We start from the raw sequence: 19,483 nt of genomic DNA on the forward strand, positions 1-19,483 counted from the left end.
GGTCACCTCACCGCCCCGCCAGCGCCGCCCAACTCGGCGTCACCGGCTCCCGGCGCAGCGGCATGCCCGCCTCGTCCGGCGTGCGGTCGCCCTTGCGCTGGTTGCACGCGTAGCAGGCGGCGGTGGTGTTCCGCCACGTGTTCCGGCCACCGCGCGAGCGGGGCAGGATGTGGTCGATCGTGGTCGCCGTCCCGCCGCAGTACGCGCAGCACCGCCCGTCCCGCCGCAGCACGCCGGCGCGGGACCAGGCCGGGCCGGAGCTGAACCGCCAGCGGGTGACGACGTACCGGACCAGCCGGACGACCCGGGGCATCGGGAAGACACCGATCACCTGGTCCGGCTCGGCCTCGTGGATCTCGGCGACCCGGCGGCAGAGCATCCGGATCGCGTGCTGGACGGTGACCCGGTGCAGCGGGCCGAGGTCGGCGTTGACGACGAGGACGGCGTCCACCGGTGTCTCCTTCCATGAGTCGTGCGGGGCCCGGGCAACGGAAGAGCCGCCCGCTCCCCGGGTGGGAACGGGCGGCTCGACGTCGTGTCGTCGTACACGTCAGTCGGGCCGGCCGTCCCCGGGGTCATCGCTGCACCGACCGCCGACGGGCAGCGTCGACGGCACGAGGGTGTCGTGCGACATCGACATGCTGATCTCCCGGAACGGTGGTCGGCCTTGCATGATCACGGTAGGTCGGCCCGCTGGGGCGGGCAACGGATTTCGATGCGGTTCAGCCGCGCCGGGCGAGCAGCCCCCGGGGACGGATCGAGCGGACCGGCTCGGCCGCGCCGCCGGTGGCCCGCAGGATGTGGTTCGCGGCGAGGATGCCGGTGGCCGCCGAACGTTCCATCAGCGCACTGGGGAACTCCGTCCGGATCCCGTCCCCGGCCAGGTAGAGACCGTCGACGTCGGTGCGTACCCCCGGCCGCCAGGCGTGACTGCCGGGAGTGAAGGCCGGCGCCTGCGCCTCCACCCGCGCCCGCAGTTCCCGCACCCGCAGTCGGGCCGTCTCCGGCCAGAGCGCGGTCAGCTCGGCGCGCATCCGCTCGGCCAGCTCCTCGGCGGGCACGCCCGGCTCGCAGGCGTACGCGTGCAGCTCGACCACCGAGCCGCCGGTGCGCTCGGCCCAGCGGCGGGACTCGTTCTCCAGCCGGTGGTAGAGGGTCACCGAGTCCAGCGTCGGCTGCCGGGACACCCCGCTGAACACCGCCCGGTCCGGGTTCACGTCCCCGTCACACCAGTAGCGCGCCACCGCGTACGGCGGACCGGCCTGGCCGAACGCGGGCATCCGCGCCGCCAACTCGGGAGCGACCTCGGCGAGCGTGGGGGAGGCCGCGACCAGCGCGGCGAGCGCGGGCGGGTCGACGGCGAGCACGACGTGCCCGGCCGGGTACGACGTGCCGTCCGCGGTCTCCACCCGCCACCCGGCGGCGTCGCGGGTCAGCGCGGTGGCCGCCGCCCCGGTCATCACCCGGCCGCCGTGCTTCTCCACGTGCCGGGTCAGCGGCTGCCAGATCGCGGTCGCGTAGTCCTCGTCCGGGCAGTCGAAGGCCAGCCCCTCCGGGTTGCCCAGCAGGTAGAAGTGGAACTGGGCGATCATCTCGGCGGCCGACATCTCGGCCTCGTGGTTGAAGAACGAGTGGGAGAAGACCTCGAAGAGCATCGCGCGCGCCCGGTCCGGCAGTTTCAGCGAGGTGAGCAGCTCGTCGGCGGTGGTGTCGTCGAACTCGGCGTACGTGCGCACCGGATCGTAGGTGAGCAGCGGCAGGGCGGCGTCCCGGTCCATGCCGCGCAGGTCGCCCAGGCGCAGGCTCGGGCTGCGCAGCAGCAGCGCGAGGAGGTTCGCCGGCGGGGCGGGCGGCAGCTTGCCGAACTCCTCGGTCGGCCACCGCTCACTGAGGATCGGGTAGCCCGGGATCGGCTTGAGGAAGCCCAGGTGAGGGTCGACGCGGCGCAGGATGGACCGCCAGTTGTAGTACTGCCGGAAGAACGCGTGGAAGCCGTGCTCGTTCTGCTGCGGCCCGTCGGGCAGCTCCTCCGGCCAGGCGCCGAGCCGGCCGCCGAGGGTCGGGGCGGCCTCCAGCACCGTCACGTCGACGCCCCGCTCGGCGAGCACCACGGCCGCCGACATGCCGGCGATCCCGCCGCCGACCACCACCGCCGTGACCGGCTGCGGCACACGGGAGGCGCCACCGCCGCCGGGATCCACCTCGTGCTCGCGTACGCCGATGAGCCGACCGAACACCTGCGACAACGCCATGTGCACCTTCTTCGCCCGATGTGGCCTCCAGTCTGCCCGGTCAGCCGTCCGACGGCAGCAGACACCGTCGTTCGCGGTCGGAGGCGGGCCAGACGTACTCGAGGTCGGGAGGCACGTCGTCGTCGAAGAGCGGCCGGTAGTGCTCGGGGTCCTTGCGCAGCAGCGACGAGCGGTGGCTGAGATGCAGCTCCTCCCGGCCCAGCCAGGGCGGCAGCTCACCGGCGGCGGCCAGCTCCCCCTGGGTGCGGACCCGGGTCAGGCCGCACGCGGCGGCGAGGTCGGTCGTCATCGTGGCGGCGCAGGTGTCCGCCCGGCCGGGCTCACACCAGACCGCGCACATGTCCAGCCCGTACCGGGTCAGGGCCTCCTCGTACCCGGCCCACATCTTCACCGCCGGGTGGTTGCGCCACCCGTACGCCGGGCGGGTGAGGCCGCGCAGCACCTGGATCGTCTCCACCCGCTGCTTGCCCAGCCGCTTCTGGTCCAGCGTCCGTGCGCTGGCCAGGAAGTCCGGGTACGGGAGGAACGTCTGCATACCGCTGCTCTACCCGTCGCGGGGCGCGACATGCTCCGGCGACCAGCGTTCATGATCAGGGGGCAGCGCGCGTTGCGACCGGGTGACTACCATGCGGCGCATGGCGGAGCCCCTCCTCGATCGCGCGCGCCGGGCCGGCCGGCGCTGGGTCAACGGGGATCCCAGGGCGCACTACGTGATCTGCGGCCACGACGCCCTGGCGTACTGGGTGGTCAAGGCGCTGCTCGCCACCGAGGTGCAGAGCGGCGGGATCCGGATCACGCTGGTGGTGCCGGAGCGCCGGCGTACGGACAGCCCGGACGGGCGGGACATCGAGGGCGTCGAGGTGGTCCGCGCCGACCGGCTGGACGAGGTGACGTTCCGCCGCGCCGGCCTGGCCGGGGCCGACGGGCTCGCCCTGCTGCACCAGGACGACGTGGGCAACATGCACGCCGCGCTCTGCGCCCAGGAGGTCGAGCCCCGGCTGCGGCTGGTGGTGCGGATGTTCAACACGAGCCTGGCCAACGGGGTCCGGCAGATCTTCCCGGACTCGGCGGTGCTGTCCGACGCGTCAATGGCGGCGCCGGCCTTCGTGGCCGCGGCGCTCGGCGAGGTCGCTCCGACGCACTTCCGGCACGGTGGGCGCACCCTGTACGTGGCGCGGCCAGACGACGTCCACCCGGACGACGTGGTGTGCGCGATCGCCGACACCCGGGACGCGCAGGAGGTCCGGGTGCTCCCGGCCGACGAGGGCGACGCGGACGTGGTGCTCGCCGAGGCCACGGGCGCGCCCCCGGGGACCGAGCTGGCCGCGCGCCGGTTGCGCCGGGCGCGGCGCCGGCGTCGTCCGGTCGTGATGCTGGTCCGCGCGGTCCGCAGCTTCGCCACCCGCAAGATCGGCATCGCGGTGCTCGTCCTGCTCGCGGTGATCGCCGCCCTCGGCGGGCTGTACGCGGGCACCGCCCACGTGAGTCTGGGTCAGGCGCTCTACCTGACGCTCGTCACCACGTTGAGCGGGCAGGATCCGGAGCCGGGCAAGCCGGTTGCCCAGCAGGTCATGCAGGTGGTGCTCAACCTGGCCGGGCTGGCGTTGATCCCCCTGATCACGGCCGTGGTCGTCGACGGCATCGTCAACGCGCGGCTCGCCCTGCACACGGGCCGCATCCTGCCGGAGCGCTCGGGGCACGTCGTGGTGGTCGGGCTGGGCAACATCGGCATGCGGGTGATGGCCCAGCTCTGCGACTTCGGCGTCGAGGTGGTGGCGATCGACAAGGACCCCAACGCGCGAGGCGTGCCGTTGGCCCGGCGGCTCGGCGTACCGGTCGTGGTGGGGGACGCGGCCCTGGAGGAGACGCTGCGGGTGGCGTCGGTCGAGAGCTGCCAGGCGCTGGTGGTGGTGTCGACCGACGACGGCGCCAACCTGCGGGCGGCCCTCAACGGCCGGGCCCTCACCGACGAGTTGCGGGTGGTGCTGCGCCTGTTCGACGGCGACTTCGCCGAACGCGTCCAGCGGGCCTTCGGTATCGGCATCTCGCGCAGCGTGTCGTACCTGGCCGCGCCCTCGTTCGTCGCCGCGTTGCTGGACCGGGCGGTGCTCGCCACCATCCCGGTGGGCCGGCACGCGCTCCTGGTCACGGAGGTCTCGGTGGCGGCCGGCTCCGAACTGGACGGCCGGGCACTCGGGGCGGTGGACCGCCCGGAGAGCGTACGGCTGCTGGCGCACGCCCGCGCCGGCCAGAAGTACGACTGGGCGCCCGACCGGCGCCTGGTGATCGTGGCCGGTGACCGGCTGACCGTGGTGGCCCGCCGGGCCGGGCTGAACGCCCTGCTCCGCGAGACCGCCCCACCGGAGCCCCCGCCGCCTCCCGGCGCGTCCCCGCGTCCGGCGGGCACGCCGCCGCGACCGGCCGGCCTGCCGGGGCCGCGCGAGGCGGAGGACTGAGCGTCAGGATCGTCGGCGGAGGGCGTAGCCGGCCGCGCCGACGGCGAGGACCCCGAAGCCGGCGAGCACGCTCGACAGCGGCAGGTTGACCGCGAGCAGCAGGCAGCCGGCCAGCCCGAGCGCGGCCAGCGCCTGCACCGGCAGCTTCCGCGCGGGCTCCCGGCCCAGGGTCAGCGCCGCCGCGTTCGTGATCGCGTAGTAGACCAGCACCGTGACGCTGGAGAACCCGATGGCGTCCCGCACGTCGCCGAGCAGCACCACGACGATCACCACCGCGGCCACCGCCAACTCGGCCCGGTGCGGCACCCGGTGGACCGGGTGCACGGCGTCCAGCGTGCCGGGCAGGTCGCGGCGGCGGGCCATCGCCAGGGTGGTTCGGCCGACCCCGGCCAGCAGGGAGAGCAGCACCCCGGTCACCGCGACGGCCGCCCCGGCGCGAACCACCCAGGCCAGGCCGGGCAGCCCGGCGGCGCTCACCACGTCGGCCAGCGGCGCGGCGGACCCGGCGAGCCGGTCCGGCCCGAGGACGCCGAGCGCGATCACGGCGAGCACCAGGTAGATCGCCAGCACGATGCCGAGTGCGAGCGGCACCGCCCGGGGGATCGTCCGTTCCGGGTCGCGGACCTCCTCGCCGAGGGTGGCGACCCGCGCGTACCCGGCGAAGGCGAAGAAGAGCAGTCCGGCTGCGGTGAGCACGCCCCGGCCGGCGCCGTCGGTGTCGGCGAGCCGGCCGACGGAGAAGTCGGTCGCACCGACCACGGCCACCACCGCCAGGATCGCCAGGACGACGACGACCAGGACCCGGGTCGCGGTCGCGGTCTTCGCGACGCCACGCAGGTTGACGGCGGTCACCGCGACGACGGCGGCGACCGCGACGAGCCGGGCCTGGCCCGGCCACAGGTACGCCCCGATGGTCAGCGCCATCGCCGCGCAGCTCGCCGTCTTGCCGACCACGAACCCCCAGCCGGCCAGGAACCCGGCGAACGGGCCGAGGCGCTCCCGCCCGTAGACGTACGTGCCGCCGGACTCCGGGTAGCGGGCGGCGAGCCGCGCCGAACTGGTCGCGTTGCAGAAGGCGACGAAGCCGGCGAGCGCCAGCGCCGCCAGCAGCCCGACACCCCCGGCCGCCGCCGCGGCAGGGGCGAAGACCACGAAGACGCCCGCGCCGAGCATCGAGCCCAGACCGATGACGACCGCGTCGCGTACGCCCAGCCGGCGCGCCAGTTGATCCACGACCGACAACCCTAGGGGTACGAGGTGAACGGCCGGTTCCAGCGGTCGAGCGCCCTCGGTAGCGGCAGGTCGTCCCAGGGCGCCCGGTGCAGCAGCCGGTCCAGCAGGAGGCCGAGCAGCAGTCCGGCCACCGAGTCGGTCAGCCAGTGCCAGCCGAGGTAGGTGGTCGTGGTGAGCACCACGAGCGGCGGGACGATCCGGACCACGGTGACCAGTCGGGGCGGCATCGTGCGTCCGTAGCCGCGCAGCAAGGGGGCGAGCAGCAGGGCGATCACCCCGTACCAGACGATGGCGTTGGCGACGTGCCCGGACGGGTAGGACTGGGCGAAGCGCAGCGGCAGGTCGTCCTGGAAGAGCGGGAGGGTCCGTTCCGGTGGCAGGAACGGCTCGCGGGTGGCGGCGCTGGGCGCCGGCCGGGCCGTCCACACCTTGAGCGGGCCGATCGTCAGGTAGGTGAACGCGAACGCGACGACCGGCGGCAGCAGCGGACGGACCGACCGGAGCCGGACCGCCAGCAGGAGGCCCAGCCCGGCGGCGATCAGCGTCAGCGGAGTGCCCTGCCCGAGGTAGTTGAGGATCCGGGCGACCCAGTACGCCACCGGAGGGCGGTGCGCGTCGGACCAGTCGGCGATCGCGCGGTCGAGACCGAAGAGGTGACCGTTGGCGAGGGCGACGGTGAGCAGCACCAGCCCGGCGAGCAGCAGAACGTCGAACCACCAGCCGGCCGGGCGGACCGGCCGGAGCAGTGGCTTCGGCCGTACCGTCGTGGTTTCCCGCACGCGACCACGCTACCGGCCACCCGCGAGGCCCGACCGGGACGGGCCGGGGGCCCTGTGTGCCCAGCCACGAAAAGCGGCGCTCCGCGGGGACAACCGTCACACTTGTCCGCGTGCGGATCACCTCGGCCCTCGTCGACCCGGCGCTGCTCGACCTCCCCTGGTCGACGCCGCTGGAGGAGTGGCCTGCCCAGCACCTGGTGGCGCTGCCCCAGGGCATCTCCCGGCACATCGTCCGGTTCGTCCGGCTCGGTGACTACGTGTACGCGTTCAAGGAGACCCGCGAGCGGATCGCCGAGCGGGAGTACGACCTGCTGCGCGCCCTGGAGCGGATCGACTTTCCGTCGGTCGAGGCGGTGGCGATCGTCGCCGACCGGCAGACCGAGGACGGGCAACCCCTCGAGTCGGTGCTGATCACCCGGCATCTGCAGTTCTCGCTGCCGTACCGGGCGCTCTTCTCGCACACCCTGCGGCCGGAGACGATGGGTCGGTTGCTCGACGCGCTGGCCGCGCTGATCGTGCGGATGCACCTGACCGGCTTCTTCTGGGGCGACTGCTCACTGTCGAACACGCTGTTCCGGCGGGACGCCGGGGCCTTCGCCGCGTACCTGGTCGACGCCGAGACGGGCGCCCTGCACAGCTCGCTGTCCAACGGGCAGCGTGGCGAGGACCTGGAGATCGCCCGGGTCAACATCTTCGGTGAGGCGCTCGACCTGCAGGCCGCCGGCCTGCTGCACGAGTCGATCGACCCGGAGGTGGTCTGCGAGGAGGTCGTGCAGCGCTACGAGCGGCTCTGGCACGAGATCACCTACGAGCAGCAGGTCGAGCGGGAGGCCCGGCACGACATCGAGGGCCGCATCCGCCGCCTCAACGAGATGGGCTTCGACGTCGCCGAGGTGGCCATGTCGACGATCGACGACGGGCGTTACCTGATCCGCCCGAAGGTGGTCGACGCCGGCTACCACACCCGGCGGCTGCTCCGGCTCACCGGCCTGGACGCCGAGGAGAACCAGGCCCGGCGGCTCCTCAACGACCTCGACGCGTACCGGGCCGAGAGCGACCTGACCGACGAGCAGCAGGCCGCCCACCGCTGGCTGACCGAGGTCTTCGAACCGGTCGTCCGGGCGGTCCCCGCGAACCTGCGCCGGAAGCTCGAGCCGCAGGAGATCTTCGCGCAGATCATCGAGCACAAGTGGCTGCTGTCCGAGAAGGCCGGCCGGGACGTCGGCATGGCCCCGGCCGTGCAGTCGTACCTGTCCAACGTGCTCGCGCACCGCCCCGACGAGCAGGCCGTCCTCGGCGTCGAGGTCCCGGCCGCGGGCTGACCCGCTGGTCCGCCAGGCCGGCAGTGCCGGCTACCTGCGACCGCGTTGTGTGCGCCCCGCTGTCGAGCTGCCCCACAGGTGGGGCGGTGCGAGAACGGCACGTGCCTGGGCGAGCGATGGTCGCCGTGGTCGGGCCGTCCTACCCGCAGCACCTTCTGCCCCACAGATGGGGCAGCTCGACAGCGGCCGGCGACCAGATGTGACTGCCGGCGCGGTGGGGGCTCATCCCAGTCACTCCACCCAGGAGCCGCCGCGCATCACCCGCACCACGTTGAGGTCGTCGTCGAGGACGACCAGGTCGGCGCGGAGCCCGATCTGGAGGGCGCCGAGCCGGTCGCCGAGCCCGATCGCGCGGGCCGGCGTGGTCGCCACCATCCGGGTCGCGTCGGCCATCGGGATGCCGGCGTCGACCGCGTGCCGCAGCGCCGCGTCCATGGTCAGGGTGCTGCCGGCGATCGCACCGTCGCGGGCCAGCCGGGCCACCCCGTCGGCGACGGACACGGCCTGGCCACCCAGCTCGTACTCCCCGTCGGGCATACCGGCGGCGGCCATCGCGTCGGTGATCAGCGCGGTCCGGTCGGGGCCGGCGGTCGTGCTCGCGAAGGCCAGCATGCCGTCGTGCAGGTGCACCCCGTCGGCGACCAGCTCGCACACGACGTTCGGGGCGGACAGCAGCGCCACGACCGGGCCGGGCTCGCGGTGGTGCACCGGGCGCATCCCGTTGAAAAGGTGGGTGCCGACGCTCGCGCCGGCCGCCACGGCGGCGCGGGTCTGGTCGTACGTGGCGTCGGTGTGCCCGACGGCGGCCACCACGCCCCGGCCGGTCAGCAGCTTGATGGCCTCCAGCGCGCCGTCCCGCTCGGGCGCCAGGGTGACCATGCGGACCGCGCCGTCGCCCAGCTCGATCAGCTCGGCCAGCTCGTCGGTCGACGGGTCACGGAGGAACTCCGGGTTCTGCGCGCCGCAGCGGGCCGCCGACAGGTAGGGCCCCTCGAAGTGGATCCCGGCGAGCACGCCCTCGCGGACCAGCGGGGCGTACGCGGCGGTGGCGTCGCGCATCAGCGCGAACGGCGAGCTGACCAGGCTGGCCAGGAGGGTGGTGGTGCCGTGCCGCAGGTGGAAGCCGGCCGCCGCACGGGCCTGCTCGGCGTCGCCGGTGGTGAAGGTGTGCCCGCCCCCGCCGTGGGTGTGGATGTCCACGAAGCCGGGGAGGATCCAGTGGCCGTCGCGCACCGACGGGTACTCGGCCACCGCGCTGATCCGGTCGCCGTCCAGCTCCACGCAGCCCTGCCGGATGACACCGGTCGGGGTCACCACCTTGCCGTTCACCCGAAGGGCCATCACGTCTCCTTAACTGTCGAGGGCGAGCAGGGCCGCGCCGAGACAGCCTGCCTCGTCGCCGAGGGCCGCCGCGACCAGGCGCGGTTCCCGGTGGAACGTCATCCGCTCGTGCACGGCGGCACGCAGCGGGTCGAGCAGCTGGGCGCCGGCCCGGACCAGTCCGCCGCCGACGACGATCGTCTCCACGTCGAAGAGGGCCTGGCCGGTGGCGAGCCCGTCCGCCAGCGCCTCGACGGCCTCTCGCCACACCCGCCCGGCCAGCTCCTCGCCGCCCGCGGCCCGCTCGGCCACCTCGGCGGCGGTCACCGTGACACCGGCCAGCTCCGTGTAGCGGCGGCCGATCGCCGAGGCGGACGCCACCGCCTCCAGGCAGCCGGGTCGGCCGCAGCCGCAGCGGGGCCCGTCGGGGCGTACCAGGATGTGGCCGATCTCCCCGGCGGCGCCGTGCGCGCCGGTGACGGCCGACCCGTCGACCACGTGGGCGGCGGCGATGCCGGTGCCGATCGCGACGAAGAGCACGTGCCCGGCGTCGCGTCCGGCTCCCAGGCGGGCCTCGGCGAGGCCGCCGGCGCGCACGTCGTGGCCGAGCGCCGCCGGCAGGCCGAGCCGCGCGCCCACCAGGTCCCGCAGCGGTACGTCCCGGAAGCCCACGTTCGCCGACCAGACCGCCACCCCGGCGGCCTCGTCGACGACGCCCGGCACGGCGACGCCGACCGCCACCGGCGTGTGTCCCTCGGCGCGGGCCTTGCCGGCCAGCCCTTCGGCGACCTCCAGGATCGTGTCGACCACGGCGTCCGGACCGCGCCCGGCGTCGGTGGGATGCCGCTCGGTGTGCACGGGGGTGCCATCCGGGCGGACCAGGGCGCACTTCATCCCGGTGCCGCCGACGTCGAGCGCGACGACGAGATCGGTCACGCGAGAACCACGGAGCGGGTCAGGTGCCGCGGCGCGTCCGGGTCGAGGTCGCGGCTGGTGGCCAGGGCGACGGCGAAGCGCTGGGCGAGGATCAGGTCGGCCATCGGGTCGACCGGCGTACGTCCGGCGGCCCAGCTCCCGAGCACGGTGCGGCAGCCGTGGGTGCGGCTGTGCACGAACGCCGCGCCGGTCGCCGCCACGTCCTCCGGGAGGCCGTCCGGCAGCTCGCCGAACGCCCACACCAGCCGACCGGGGGCGGCGACCGAGATCGGGCCGTGCCGGTAGTCCATCGCCGGGTAGGCCTCGGCCCAGAAGGTGGCCGCCTCACGGCACTTCAGCGCGGCCTCGTGGGCCAGGCCCACCGTCCAGCCGCGACCGAGGAAGGTGACCTGACCGATGGTGGTCGGGTCGATCGGCAGCGGGGCCCGCACGGCCACCTCCGCGTCGGCGGACAGCGCGGCGATGTTGTCGCCGAGGTGGGCGCGGAGCAGGGCCAGCGCGGTCGTCGCGAAGCGGGTCTGCACCACCGAGCGCTCGTCGGCGAAGGGCATGGTGACCGCGGCGTCGGCCAGCTCCACGGCGGGCGAGGCGGGGTCGCCGACCAGGACGGTCGTGGGCATCTGGCCGCGCAGCGCGGCGAGCAGCTCGGTGACCTCGGTGGTGGTGCCGGAGCGGGTGATCGCGACGAGCCGGTCGTAGCGGCGACCGGCGGGGAACTCGGACGCCTGGAAGGCGTCGGTCTCGCCCTGGCCGGCGGCTTCGCGGCGGGCCGCGTACGCCATCGCCATGAACCAGGACGTGCCGCACCCCACGACGGCGACCCGCTCCCCCCGGCGCGGGAGGTGCGTGCCGACGGTGGCGGCCAGGTGCGCCGCCTCCCGCCAGCAGTCGGGCTGGCTCGCGATCTCCGCGTCGACGTACGACATGGGAAACTCTCCTCCGCAGGGGAGCGCTGCGCAATACGGCTCGTTTGACCCGTCTTTCGCGCGTCATTCTGCGCGAGACCCGGGGGCGGTGGCAACCGGCCCCGCGACCGCGCAGGTCAGGGTTTTGCGCACTCGTAGTTTCGCGCACTACTGTGCACGCAATCAATCACCGACTGTGCAGTAACTGGGAGGGTCTGGGTGGACCGCTACGCCAGATGGAACGCCCTGCTCGAAATGCTGACCGACAACGGCCGGGTCAGCGTCGAGGAGGCCGCCGGGCGGCTCGACGTCTCCCAGGCCACCATCCGGCGTGACTTCGACCAGCTCGCCCAGCAGCAGATGATCACCCGCACCCGGGGTGGCGCGGTCGCCAACGGCGTCTCCTACGACCTGCCGCTGCGCTACAAGACCGCCAAGCACTCGGCGGAGAAGCAACGGATCGGGGCGGCAGCCGCCGCGCTGGTGACCCCGGGCACCGTGGTCGGCCTCAACGGCGGCACCACGAGCACCGAGGTCGCGCGCGCCCTCGCGGTCCGCCCGGACCTGAACACCAGCGCCGAGGGTGCCCAGCTCACCGTCGTCACCAACGCCCTGAACATCGCCAACGAACTGCTGGTCCGCTCGCGGATGAAGGTGGTGGTGGCCGGAGGTGTGGTCCGCCCCAAGTCGTTCGAGCTGGTCGGCCCGCTGGGCGGTGCCCTGCTGCGGGAGGTCACCCTGGACGTGGCCCTGCTCGGTGTGGACGCCATCGACCCGCAGCTCGGGGCCGCCGCCCACCACGAGGGCGAGGCGGCGATGAACAACCTGATGGTCGCCCGGGCGAAGCGCGTGGTCATCATCGCCGACTCGTCGAAGCTCGGCGGGCACGCGTTCGCCCGGATCTGTCCGGTGGACCGGGTGGAGACGCTGGTCACCGATTCCGGGGCCGCTCCCGAGGTGGTCGAGGCGTTCCGCGCCGCCGGAGTCCACGTCATCTGCGCCTGACGCCGGATGCATCGGCGTGTCGATGCATACCGGGTATTGTCCTGCGGGGTATACCGCGTATGGTGTCTGGCGTCACCCACACCATCGGGGGAGGTGCAGCTTGCCAGCTGTCCTGGAGATCGAAGGTCTACGCAAGACGTACAAGAGCCGTCGGCGCGGCACCCGCAACGCGCTGGACGGTTTCGACATGCGGGTCGAGGCCGGGCAGGTGCACGGCTTCCTCGGCCCCAACGGGTCCGGCAAGACGACCACCCTGCGGACCCTGCTCGGCCTGATCCGCCCCGACGGTGGGCGGATGGCGATCCTCGGCCACGAGGTGCCGGCCGCGCTGCCCACGGTCGCCGGCCAGGTCGGCGCGATCGTGGAGAGCCCGCAGTTCTTCCCGCACTTCACCGCCCGGGACACCCTGTCCCTGCTGGCCGGCGCCGGCGAGGTGCCCGCCAAGCGGGTCGACGAGGTGCTGGAGCTGGTCGGGCTGCGCGACCGGGCCGGTGAGCGGGTCAAGACGTACTCGCTCGGCATGAAGCAGCGGCTCGCGGTCGCGTCGGCGCTGCTCAAGAACCCGAAGCTGCTGATCCTCGACGAGCCGGCCAACGGTCTCGACCCGGGCGGCATCCGGGAGATGCGCTCGCTGATGCGAGACCTCGCCGCCTCGGGCATGACGGTGGTGCTGTCCAGCCACATCCTCGGCGAGATCCAACTCATCTGCGACTCGGTCACGATCATCTCGCTCGGCCGCCGCGTCGCGTTCGGCCCGGTCGAGGAGGTGCTCGCGCAGCACTCCTCCGGCGCGGTCCGGATCCGCCTCGAGGCGGTCACCGACCTGCCGGCCGCGGCGGAGACGCTGAGCCGGGCCGGCATCCGTGTCACCGGGCAGCCGGACCACCTGATGCTCGCCGGCGTCGACAAGCCGGCGACCGTGACCCGGCTCCTCGCCGAGCAGGGCCTGTACGTCAGCGAACTGGCCCCGGTCGCGGTCGACCTGGAGAGCGTCTTCCTCGAACTGACCGCCACCGCGCCGGTTCCCGGCCAGCACCGCCAGGTCGACCAGTCCACGAAGGTCGGTGAGCCGGGCCAGTCCGGCGGCACCGGGGGAGGTTGGGGCGCGTGAGTCTCTACCGTACGGAGCTGCGCCGGCTCGCCAAGCGGCGCTTCACCCGCTGGATGACGGTCCTCGGCCTGCTGGTGCTCGCCGCGGTCGTCGTCGGGATCTTCGTCACCAACGAGAAGATCGACGCCGACGCGCTCGCGGGCGCCGAGCGGAGGGCGGAGCAGCAGTACCAGGAGCAGGTGCGCTGGGCCGAGCAGGAAAAGGTCGCCTGCGAGGCGGCGAAGGCGAGCGGCAATGCCGAGCCCGGCCGGTACCCGGACGACTGCTCGATGATCACGCCACCGCCACGGGAGGCCATCGAGGCGCAGTGGTTCCTGCCGTCCACCTTCGACTTCCGGGAGAACTTCGGCTTTACGCTGCTGCCACTCGCCGCGATCCTGGCGCTCGTCGGGTTCATCGTGGGCGCCTCCTTCGTGGGGGCCGAGTGGAGTACCGGCGGCATGATGAACCTGCTGCTGTGGCGGCCGAAGCGGCTGACCGTACTCCTGACGAAGCTGGCGGCCCTGCTCACCGGCGTGTTCGCCCTGGCCGTGACCACGACGGCGCTGTGGTTCGGCAGCTTCTGGCTGGTCGCCAACCTGCGCGGCACCACCGAGAAGATGACGTCCGGTGCCTGGCAGTCCTTCGCCCTGACCGGCCTGCGCGGTATCGCGCTCGTGGTGGTCCTGACGGTGGTCGGCTTCGGGCTGGCGTCGCTCGGGCGGCACACCGCGATGGCCCTCGGCGGGGTGGTCGCCCTGATGGTGGTCGGCCAGTTCGGCCTGGGCATCCTGCTGGACCTGTCCGGCGTCAAGTTCGCCGAGGCGTGGCTGCTGCCGACGTACGCCATCGCGTGGATGCGCAAGAAGGTCGTCCTGGAGAACTGGGACGCCTGCCAGGCGACCTACTTCGGTGAGTGCAAGCCGGAGACCATGGAGATCACCTGGCAGCAGTCGTCGCTGCTGCTGGGTGTCGGGGCGGTCCTGATCCTCGGGGCGGCCCTCTGGGCCATGCGGCGGCGCGACGTCGCCTGACCGGTAGCGGGTGTCCGGACGGCCCTCCCCGGCCCCGGGCACCCGCCGCCGCGGCCGGCGGACCGATCGGTGACGCGCCAGCGGCACGACACGCCGGCCGACGTGCCGCTGCGACGTCACGGTTCACACCGGCCCGGATCGGGCGGATGCGGTTTGGAGGGGCCCTGGTTAGGGTGGGGTCCCCGGGTTGGCGTCACCGTGCCGCCGCCCGCCCTCGCGAGGAGCGCCATGCAGCCCGACGCCGCCCCGGTCCGCACCGAGCCGTCGGTCCCCCCGCCCCGCTCCGCCCCCGAGTCCACACTCGCGAGCGGCGCCGCCGAACTGGACGCCACGAGCGCCGAGCCCGACGCCACCACCGGGGCCGAGCCCTCGGCGGGGCTGACCGACCGGGAGCGCGACATCCTCGACTTCGAGCAGCAGTGGTGGCGGCACGCCGGTGCGAAGGAGCAGGCCATCCGGGACCGCTTCGACCTCTCGGCCACGCGTTACTACCAGCTGCTCAACGGGCTCCTCGACAATCCCGCCGCGCTGGCCGCCGAGCCGCTGCTGGTCGGTCGACTGCGTCGGCTGCGCTCGTCGCGGGCCCGCAACCGCCGGCGCTGAGTCAGTGCTTCTCGTACATCTGCAGGCCGTTGCCGATGGCGAAGAACGTCGGCGCCCACTCCCCGATGAAGATGCCCCAGCGGTCGGCCCGCGCCACGCCCGCCCTCTCCAGGTGCCTGGAGAGGAACCAGCTGGTGAACGACAGCCCGATGCTGACGAACCCGGCCACGTACGCGTGTTCGGCCGTCACTCCGGCCTCGTGCAAGCGCTTCAACATCCTGCGATTCCCCCTGTCGCGACCGACGGTCCCGCCGTGGGCGGCCCTTAGGCCGACGCTACAACGCGTGACCGGGGCGTATCCGACTGTTGGAGCAACCGCCGGGCGCACGGACGCGGCGAGCATGTGCCGCACCGAGGTGGGTAGGCGAGTCGTCCGTCCGCGGACCGGCGGACGGGGAGGGAGGGTGCGGCCATGGGAGTGACCGACCCGGCCGGGTCGCGGGTGGGCTACCGCGCGCCGGAGGCGGTGGACGAGCCCCGACGCTCGGCGGTGGTCCGGACGATGCGGGTCCGCTCGGCCTCCGTGGCGGCTCCGGGCCGCACGCTCAACGAGGACGTCGTCTTCCAGGTCGGCCCGCTGGTGGGGGTCCTCGACGGGGCGACGGTCCCGGAGGGTTTCGACACGGGTTGCGTGCACGGGCCGTCCTGGTACGTGCGGCACCTCGCCGCCCGGCTGGCGGTGGCCGAGGCGGCCCGACCGGCGGCGACCCTGGTCAGCAACCTGGCGGCGGCGATCCTGGCGGTACGCGCCGATCACGGCGGTGTGTGCGACCTGGACCACCCCGGCACCCCGTCGAGCACGGTCTGCCTGCTGCGGGACGGCGGCGACCAGGTGGACTGGCTGGTGCTCTGCGACAGCCCGCTGGTGCTGGACACCGGTGACCGGGTGACGGTGGTGGCCGACGACCGGCTGGACGCCGCGATGTCGGACCTGCGGGCGATCGCCGCGACGATCCCGGTGGACCCGACCGATCCGGCCGCCCGGTTCCGGCACGCCGTGAACCTCCAGCGGCAACGGATGAACCGTACCCACGGCTACTGGGTGGCGGCGGCGGACCCGGACGCCGCGTACCACGGGTTGACCGGGACGGTGCCGCTGCGGGGGCCTGGTGCGCTGCGCCGCGCGGCCCTGCTCAGTGACGGCGCGTCGGCGGTGGTCGACCAGTTCGGTCTCCTCGACTGGGCCGGGCTGCTGGACGTGGTCACCGTCGAGGGGCCGGAGGCGCTGATCGGTCGCGTCCGCGCCGCCGAGCGGGACCACGCCGGCCGCCTGCGCCGGTACAAGTCCGTCGATGACGCCTCGGTGGTGCTCTGCGAGTTCGGCACCGACGGGCGCGGCGACAGCGGAGCGTGAGGCGGAACACCATGCCGTCCGACCGGCTCATACCCGCCGCCGGACCGCCACTCGCCGTTCATTGGGGTGGACTCGGGCCGGTGGGGACGGCAGACTGCGGCACGTGACGCGTGCGGTCCGGTTGGAGCCGGTGAACGAAGGGAACCTGGAGCCGTTGCTCTCCGTAGCGGCGGCCGAGGCGGAGCCCGGCGACGTGATGCCGCCGGTGGAGGCTCCGGCCGGCTGGTCGCACGCCCGGCGGGAGGCGTTCCGGGAGTTCCACCGTGCCAGCTTCGGCGGCCTCGACGGGCCCACCCGGACCCGGATGTACGCGATCCTGGCCGGCGGCGAGGTGGTCGGCATGATCAGGATGACCCGGTGTGACGAGTCGGGCACGGCGGAGACCGGCATGTGGCTCGGTCGGTCCGCCCGCGGTCAGGGCATCGGTCCGGCGGCGCTGCGCGAGTTGCTGAACGAGGCCGCCGCCGCCGGCATGCGGCTCGTCGTCGCCGAGACCGTTCCGGACAATTACGGGGCCCTGAAGGTGCTTGAGAAGTGCGGCGCGAAATTGCGTGAGGATGACGGCAAGGTCCGTGCCGAGATCTGTCTCGATTCGACGCCGCCCGCCCTCTGAGCGTCCTTTTCCTCCTTCGTTCCTCTTTGGTGTTCAGGCTGCTCAGGACGGCTTGATTGTCCGTATTGCGGCGCTGGACCGCAGCTCCGAATACCTCCCCCCACGCATCGCGTAAATGTTTCGCGCATTTGTCGCCGGGTACTGCCTGCCGGGTCCGCTGATGACGGGCACCTGATCGCGGGCCATTTCTGTTTCCCCGGTGGCTGCTTTCCCGGCCTTGCACCGGTCAGGTGCCGCTGCCCCGGGGAGCGAAGGAGCACTGATGAACAACGGAGCGCGAATCGGGCTGGCGGTGGGTGCCGGATACCTGCTCGGCCGTCGGCGCAAGCTGCGCAAGGCGCTGGTGCTGGCGGCTGCCGTCGCAGCCGGCCGGGCCAGCCAGAACTCCGGCGGGCTGATGAACGCCGGATCGCGGCTGCTGCAGTCGTCCCCGCAGCTGGGCAACCTCGGCCGGCTCGGTGGCCCCCTCGTCGCGGCGTCCAAGGCCGCCGCCACCGCCGCCGCCGGCAGCGGCATCGACGCGGTCGGTGGCAAGCTGCGTGGTTCCGCCGACGCGCTGCGCCGCAAGGGCGGTGCCGGACAGCAGAACGAGGGCGATGCCGAGCAGCAGAACGAGGGCGATGCCGAGCAGCAGAACGACGGCGATGCCGGACGGCAGAACAAGGACGGCGCCGAGCAGCAGAACAAGGATGACCAGGGGTCCGGCGACGCCCGGCCCGAGGGTGCCGGCGCCGACAAGAAGCAGCGGGGGCGGTGACCATGGCACCGAACACGGGTGGACTCGGCGACCGGGTCCGAACGCAGCTCGGCGGTGAGGTGCGCAATCTGGCGCACGCGATCGGCGAACGCGCCGTCCAGGTGGTGACCGACCGGATCACCGGCGCCACCGGCCGGCTCAGCGACTACGCCCAGCAGGGCGGTGGACCGGGGTTGATCGCCGCGGCGACGGGCGCGCAGAAGCTCGCCCAGGGCGACTCACCGATGAAGGCGATGTTCCATGCCGGGTTGGCCGGCGGTAAGGAGAAGGTGATGGCGGCCTTCCGCGGTGGCAAGGGCGGCAAGGGTGGCGGCAAGAAGCAGAAGGTCACCAACATCGTCGAGACGATCGAGGTCGGGGTTCCCGTACGGGTCGCGTACAACCAGTGGACCCAGTTCGGTGACTTCCCGAGCTTCATGAAGAAGGTCGAGCAGGCCGAGAACGACTCCGACGAGAAGATGACCTGGAAGGCGCAGGTCTTCTGGTCGCACCGGACGTGGGAGTCGACGATCGTCCGGCAGATCCCGGACAAGCTGATCCACTGGCGGTCCAAGGGCGAGAAGGGTTCGGTCGACGGCACCGTCAGCTTCCACGAGCTGTCACCGGACCTGACCCGGATCCTGGTGGTGCTGGAGTACCACCCGCAGGGCCTCTTCGAGCACACCGGCAACCTGTGGCGAGCCCAGGGGCGGCGGGCCCGGCTGGAGCTGAAGCACTTCGTCCGCCACGTGATGACCTCAACCGTGCTCGACCCGGACTCGGTCGAGGGCTGGCGTGGCGAGATCGAGGACTCCCAGGTCGTCAAGGACCACGAGACCGCCCTCCGCGAGGAGCAGGAGGCCCGTGAGAAGGCCGCCGCCGAACCCGAGCAGGCCGAGGAGCAGCCGGAGGAGGAGCCCGAGGAGGAGCGCGAGGAGCGCCGGCCCGCCGAGCGCGCCCGCCGTCGGCCGCCCGCGCGCCGTCGTCCTCCGGAGGAGGAGTACGACGAGTACGACGAGGGCGAGGACTTCGACGAGGGGTACGACGAGGAGGAGCCCGAGGAGGAGCCGGCCCCGCCGCGTCGCCGCGCTCCCGAGCGGGCCCGTCGACCCCAGCCCCGGGAGGAGCCGCGACCCCGCGAGGAGCCCCGGTCCCGGGAGGAGCCGCGGTCCCGCCGTGCCCCGGAGGCGCCGCGTCGCCCGGTCGTCCGCCGTCGACGTGAGGAGCGCGACCAGTGACCGTCGCGACGAACACCAGCCAGGCCGGCGGCGCCCTCGAGCGGGGTGGCGCTGGCTCGAATCTGGCCGACGTGGTGGAAACCGTCCTGGACAAGGGCGTGGTGATCGACGCACAGGTGTCGGTGGCGGTGGTCGGCATCCAGCTCCTGGAGATCAACGCCCGGATCGTCATCGCCAGCGTGGAGACGTACCTGCGGTTCGCCGAGGCGGTCGACCGCTTCGACATCACCCCGAAGGGCCAGAAGGGCCTGCCCGACCTGCTCGACGGGGCGACCGGGGCGGTCGGTGCCGGCAAGGCCGTCTCCGGGTTGGGCAGCACGGTCGGCGCCATCGGCGGTGCCGTGAAGGACGCCGTCGGCGAACTCGGCTCCGGCGGTCGCGACCAGGACCGCGAACGGGACCGCGACCGGGAACGGGACCGTCCCCGACGGCGGCGGGACGAGGAGCGCTGACATGGCCGAGGAGACCGGACTGTTCGTCTACGGCATCGTGCCCTCCGACGTGGAGCCGACCCCGGACGCCCCCGGGGTCGGCGACCCGCCGGGGGAGGTCACGGCGGTCCGCCACGGCGAACTCGCGGCGCTGGTGAGCGAGGTGCCCCTCGAAG

General features: G+C 73.3%; 20 protein-coding genes and 1 pseudogene. 12 read left to right on the forward strand and 9 right to left on the reverse strand.

What is annotated here, in order from left to right:
* Positions 1 to 7 precede the first annotated feature (7 nt).
* The 3 genes from AB0I76_RS07075 to AB0I76_RS07085 form a co-directional block, all read right to left on the reverse strand.
* Positions 8 to 451, reverse strand: a complete 444-nt coding sequence (locus AB0I76_RS07075) for an HNH endonuclease (protein ID WP_357030957.1) — start codon at positions 449 to 451, stop codon at positions 8 to 10.
* A 271-nt stretch (positions 452 to 722) separates the two neighbouring features.
* Positions 723 to 2,252, reverse strand: a complete 1,530-nt coding sequence (locus tag AB0I76_RS07080; RefSeq protein ID WP_357030960.1) for an FAD-dependent oxidoreductase — start codon at positions 2,250 to 2,252, stop codon at positions 723 to 725.
* Between the two features lie 40 nt (positions 2,253 to 2,292).
* The gene (locus tag AB0I76_RS07085; protein WP_357030963.1) at positions 2,293 to 2,787 is read right to left on the reverse strand and encodes an MSMEG_6728 family protein; all 495 of its coding nucleotides are present in this window, start codon (positions 2,785 to 2,787) and stop codon (positions 2,293 to 2,295) included.
* Positions 2,788 to 2,878: 91 nt separating this feature from the next.
* Between AB0I76_RS07085 and AB0I76_RS07090 the strand changes: the two genes are divergently transcribed.
* A complete protein-coding gene (locus AB0I76_RS07090) occupies positions 2,879 to 4,708 on the forward strand; it encodes an NAD-binding protein (RefSeq protein WP_357030966.1) in 1,830 nt (609 codons plus the stop codon).
* Positions 4,709 to 4,711: 3 nt separating this feature from the next.
* On the opposite strand, the gene AB0I76_RS07095 is transcribed toward AB0I76_RS07090, so the two are convergent.
* Together AB0I76_RS07095 and AB0I76_RS07100 are read right to left on the reverse strand one after the other, a co-directional pair.
* Positions 4,712 to 5,941, reverse strand: a complete 1,230-nt coding sequence (locus tag AB0I76_RS07095; RefSeq protein WP_357030969.1) for an APC family permease — start codon at positions 5,939 to 5,941, stop codon at positions 4,712 to 4,714.
* 11 nt (positions 5,942 to 5,952) lie between these two features.
* On the reverse strand, positions 5,953 to 6,720 hold the full coding sequence (locus AB0I76_RS07100) for a phosphatase PAP2 family protein (RefSeq protein WP_357030972.1): 768 nt from the start codon (positions 6,718 to 6,720) through the stop codon (positions 5,953 to 5,955).
* Positions 6,721 to 6,830: 110 nt separating this feature from the next.
* Between AB0I76_RS07100 and AB0I76_RS07105 the strand changes: the two genes are divergently transcribed.
* Entirely contained in the window at positions 6,831 to 8,042 is a 1,212-nt protein-coding gene (locus AB0I76_RS07105; RefSeq protein WP_357030975.1) for a DUF4032 domain-containing protein, read from the forward strand.
* A gap of 231 nt (positions 8,043 to 8,273) precedes the next feature.
* Here AB0I76_RS07105 and nagA read toward each other — a convergent pair whose 3' ends face one another.
* Genes nagA through AB0I76_RS07120 form a run of 3 tightly spaced genes read right to left on the reverse strand, consistent with a single transcriptional unit; the run spans position 8,274 to position 11,224 of the window.
* A complete protein-coding gene (gene nagA, locus AB0I76_RS07110; RefSeq protein WP_357030978.1) occupies positions 8,274 to 9,383 on the reverse strand; it encodes an N-acetylglucosamine-6-phosphate deacetylase in 1,110 nt (369 codons plus the stop codon).
* Between the two features lie 9 nt (positions 9,384 to 9,392).
* Positions 9,393 to 10,298, reverse strand: coding sequence for an ROK family protein (locus tag AB0I76_RS07115; protein ID WP_357030980.1), 906 nt, complete (start codon positions 10,296 to 10,298; stop codon positions 9,393 to 9,395).
* Complete coding sequence (locus AB0I76_RS07120; RefSeq protein WP_357030983.1) at positions 10,295 to 11,224, reverse strand: sugar isomerase; 930 nt, start codon at positions 11,222 to 11,224, stop codon at positions 10,295 to 10,297. Before AB0I76_RS07120 ends, AB0I76_RS07115 begins: the two co-directional genes overlap by 4 nt.
* Before the next feature lie 198 nt (positions 11,225 to 11,422).
* On the opposite strand from AB0I76_RS07120, the gene AB0I76_RS07125 reads away from it, so the two are divergent.
* The 4 genes from AB0I76_RS07125 to AB0I76_RS07140 all read left to right on the forward strand — a co-directional run bounded on the left by AB0I76_RS07125 (position 11,423) and on the right by AB0I76_RS07140 (position 14,935).
* Positions 11,423 to 12,208, forward strand: coding sequence for a DeoR/GlpR family DNA-binding transcription regulator (locus AB0I76_RS07125; protein ID WP_357030986.1), 786 nt, complete (start codon positions 11,423 to 11,425; stop codon positions 12,206 to 12,208).
* A gap of 100 nt (positions 12,209 to 12,308) precedes the next feature.
* Positions 12,309 to 13,319, forward strand: a complete 1,011-nt coding sequence (locus tag AB0I76_RS07130; protein ID WP_357030989.1) for an ATP-binding cassette domain-containing protein — start codon at positions 12,309 to 12,311, stop codon at positions 13,317 to 13,319.
* Complete coding sequence (locus AB0I76_RS07135) at positions 13,316 to 14,332, forward strand: ABC transporter permease subunit (RefSeq protein ID WP_357030992.1); 1,017 nt, start codon at positions 13,316 to 13,318, stop codon at positions 14,330 to 14,332. Before AB0I76_RS07130 ends, AB0I76_RS07135 begins: the two co-directional genes overlap by 4 nt.
* A 228-nt stretch (positions 14,333 to 14,560) precedes the next feature.
* The gene (locus AB0I76_RS07140) at positions 14,561 to 14,935 is read left to right on the forward strand and encodes a DUF3263 domain-containing protein (protein WP_357030995.1); all 375 of its coding nucleotides are present in this window, start codon (positions 14,561 to 14,563) and stop codon (positions 14,933 to 14,935) included.
* Position 14,936: 1 nt separating this feature from the next.
* Here AB0I76_RS07140 and AB0I76_RS07145 read toward each other — a convergent pair whose 3' ends face one another.
* Positions 14,937 to 15,152, reverse strand: coding sequence for a hypothetical protein (locus AB0I76_RS07145; protein ID WP_357030998.1), 216 nt, complete (start codon positions 15,150 to 15,152; stop codon positions 14,937 to 14,939).
* A gap of 195 nt (positions 15,153 to 15,347) precedes the next feature.
* Between AB0I76_RS07145 and AB0I76_RS07150 the strand changes: the two genes are divergently transcribed.
* The 6 genes and pseudogenes from AB0I76_RS07150 to AB0I76_RS07175 all read left to right on the forward strand — a co-directional run.
* Positions 15,348 to 16,289 (forward strand): hypothetical protein, encoded by a 942-nt coding sequence (locus AB0I76_RS07150; RefSeq protein ID WP_357031001.1) that lies wholly within the window; start codon positions 15,348 to 15,350, stop codon positions 16,287 to 16,289.
* A gap of 103 nt (positions 16,290 to 16,392) precedes the next feature.
* Positions 16,393 to 16,902 carry a GNAT family N-acetyltransferase gene (locus AB0I76_RS07155; RefSeq protein WP_357031004.1) on the forward strand — a complete coding sequence of 170 codons (510 nt, stop codon included), beginning with the start codon at positions 16,393 to 16,395 and terminating at the stop codon, positions 16,900 to 16,902.
* A gap of 262 nt (positions 16,903 to 17,164) precedes the next feature.
* The gene (locus AB0I76_RS07160) at positions 17,165 to 17,659 is read left to right on the forward strand and encodes a hypothetical protein (RefSeq protein ID WP_357031007.1); all 495 of its coding nucleotides are present in this window, start codon (positions 17,165 to 17,167) and stop codon (positions 17,657 to 17,659) included.
* A 2-nt stretch (positions 17,660 to 17,661) separates the two neighbouring features.
* Positions 17,662 to 18,876 (forward strand): SRPBCC family protein, encoded by a 1,215-nt coding sequence (locus tag AB0I76_RS07165; RefSeq protein WP_357031010.1) that lies wholly within the window; start codon positions 17,662 to 17,664, stop codon positions 18,874 to 18,876.
* Positions 18,873 to 19,088 (forward strand): annotated as a pseudogene (gene gvpJ / locus AB0I76_RS07170) (gas vesicle protein GvpJ); the annotation flags it as partial. The gene AB0I76_RS07165 and the pseudogene gvpJ, both read left to right, overlap by 4 nt.
* A 241-nt stretch (positions 19,089 to 19,329) precedes the next feature.
* On the forward strand, positions 19,330 to 19,483 hold a 154-nt coding region (locus tag AB0I76_RS07175; protein WP_357031013.1), incomplete at its 3' end, for a GvpL/GvpF family gas vesicle protein.

Source organism: Micromonospora sp. NPDC049799 (assembly GCF_040656655.1).
Lineage (GTDB): Bacteria > Actinomycetota > Actinomycetes > Mycobacteriales > Micromonosporaceae > Micromonospora.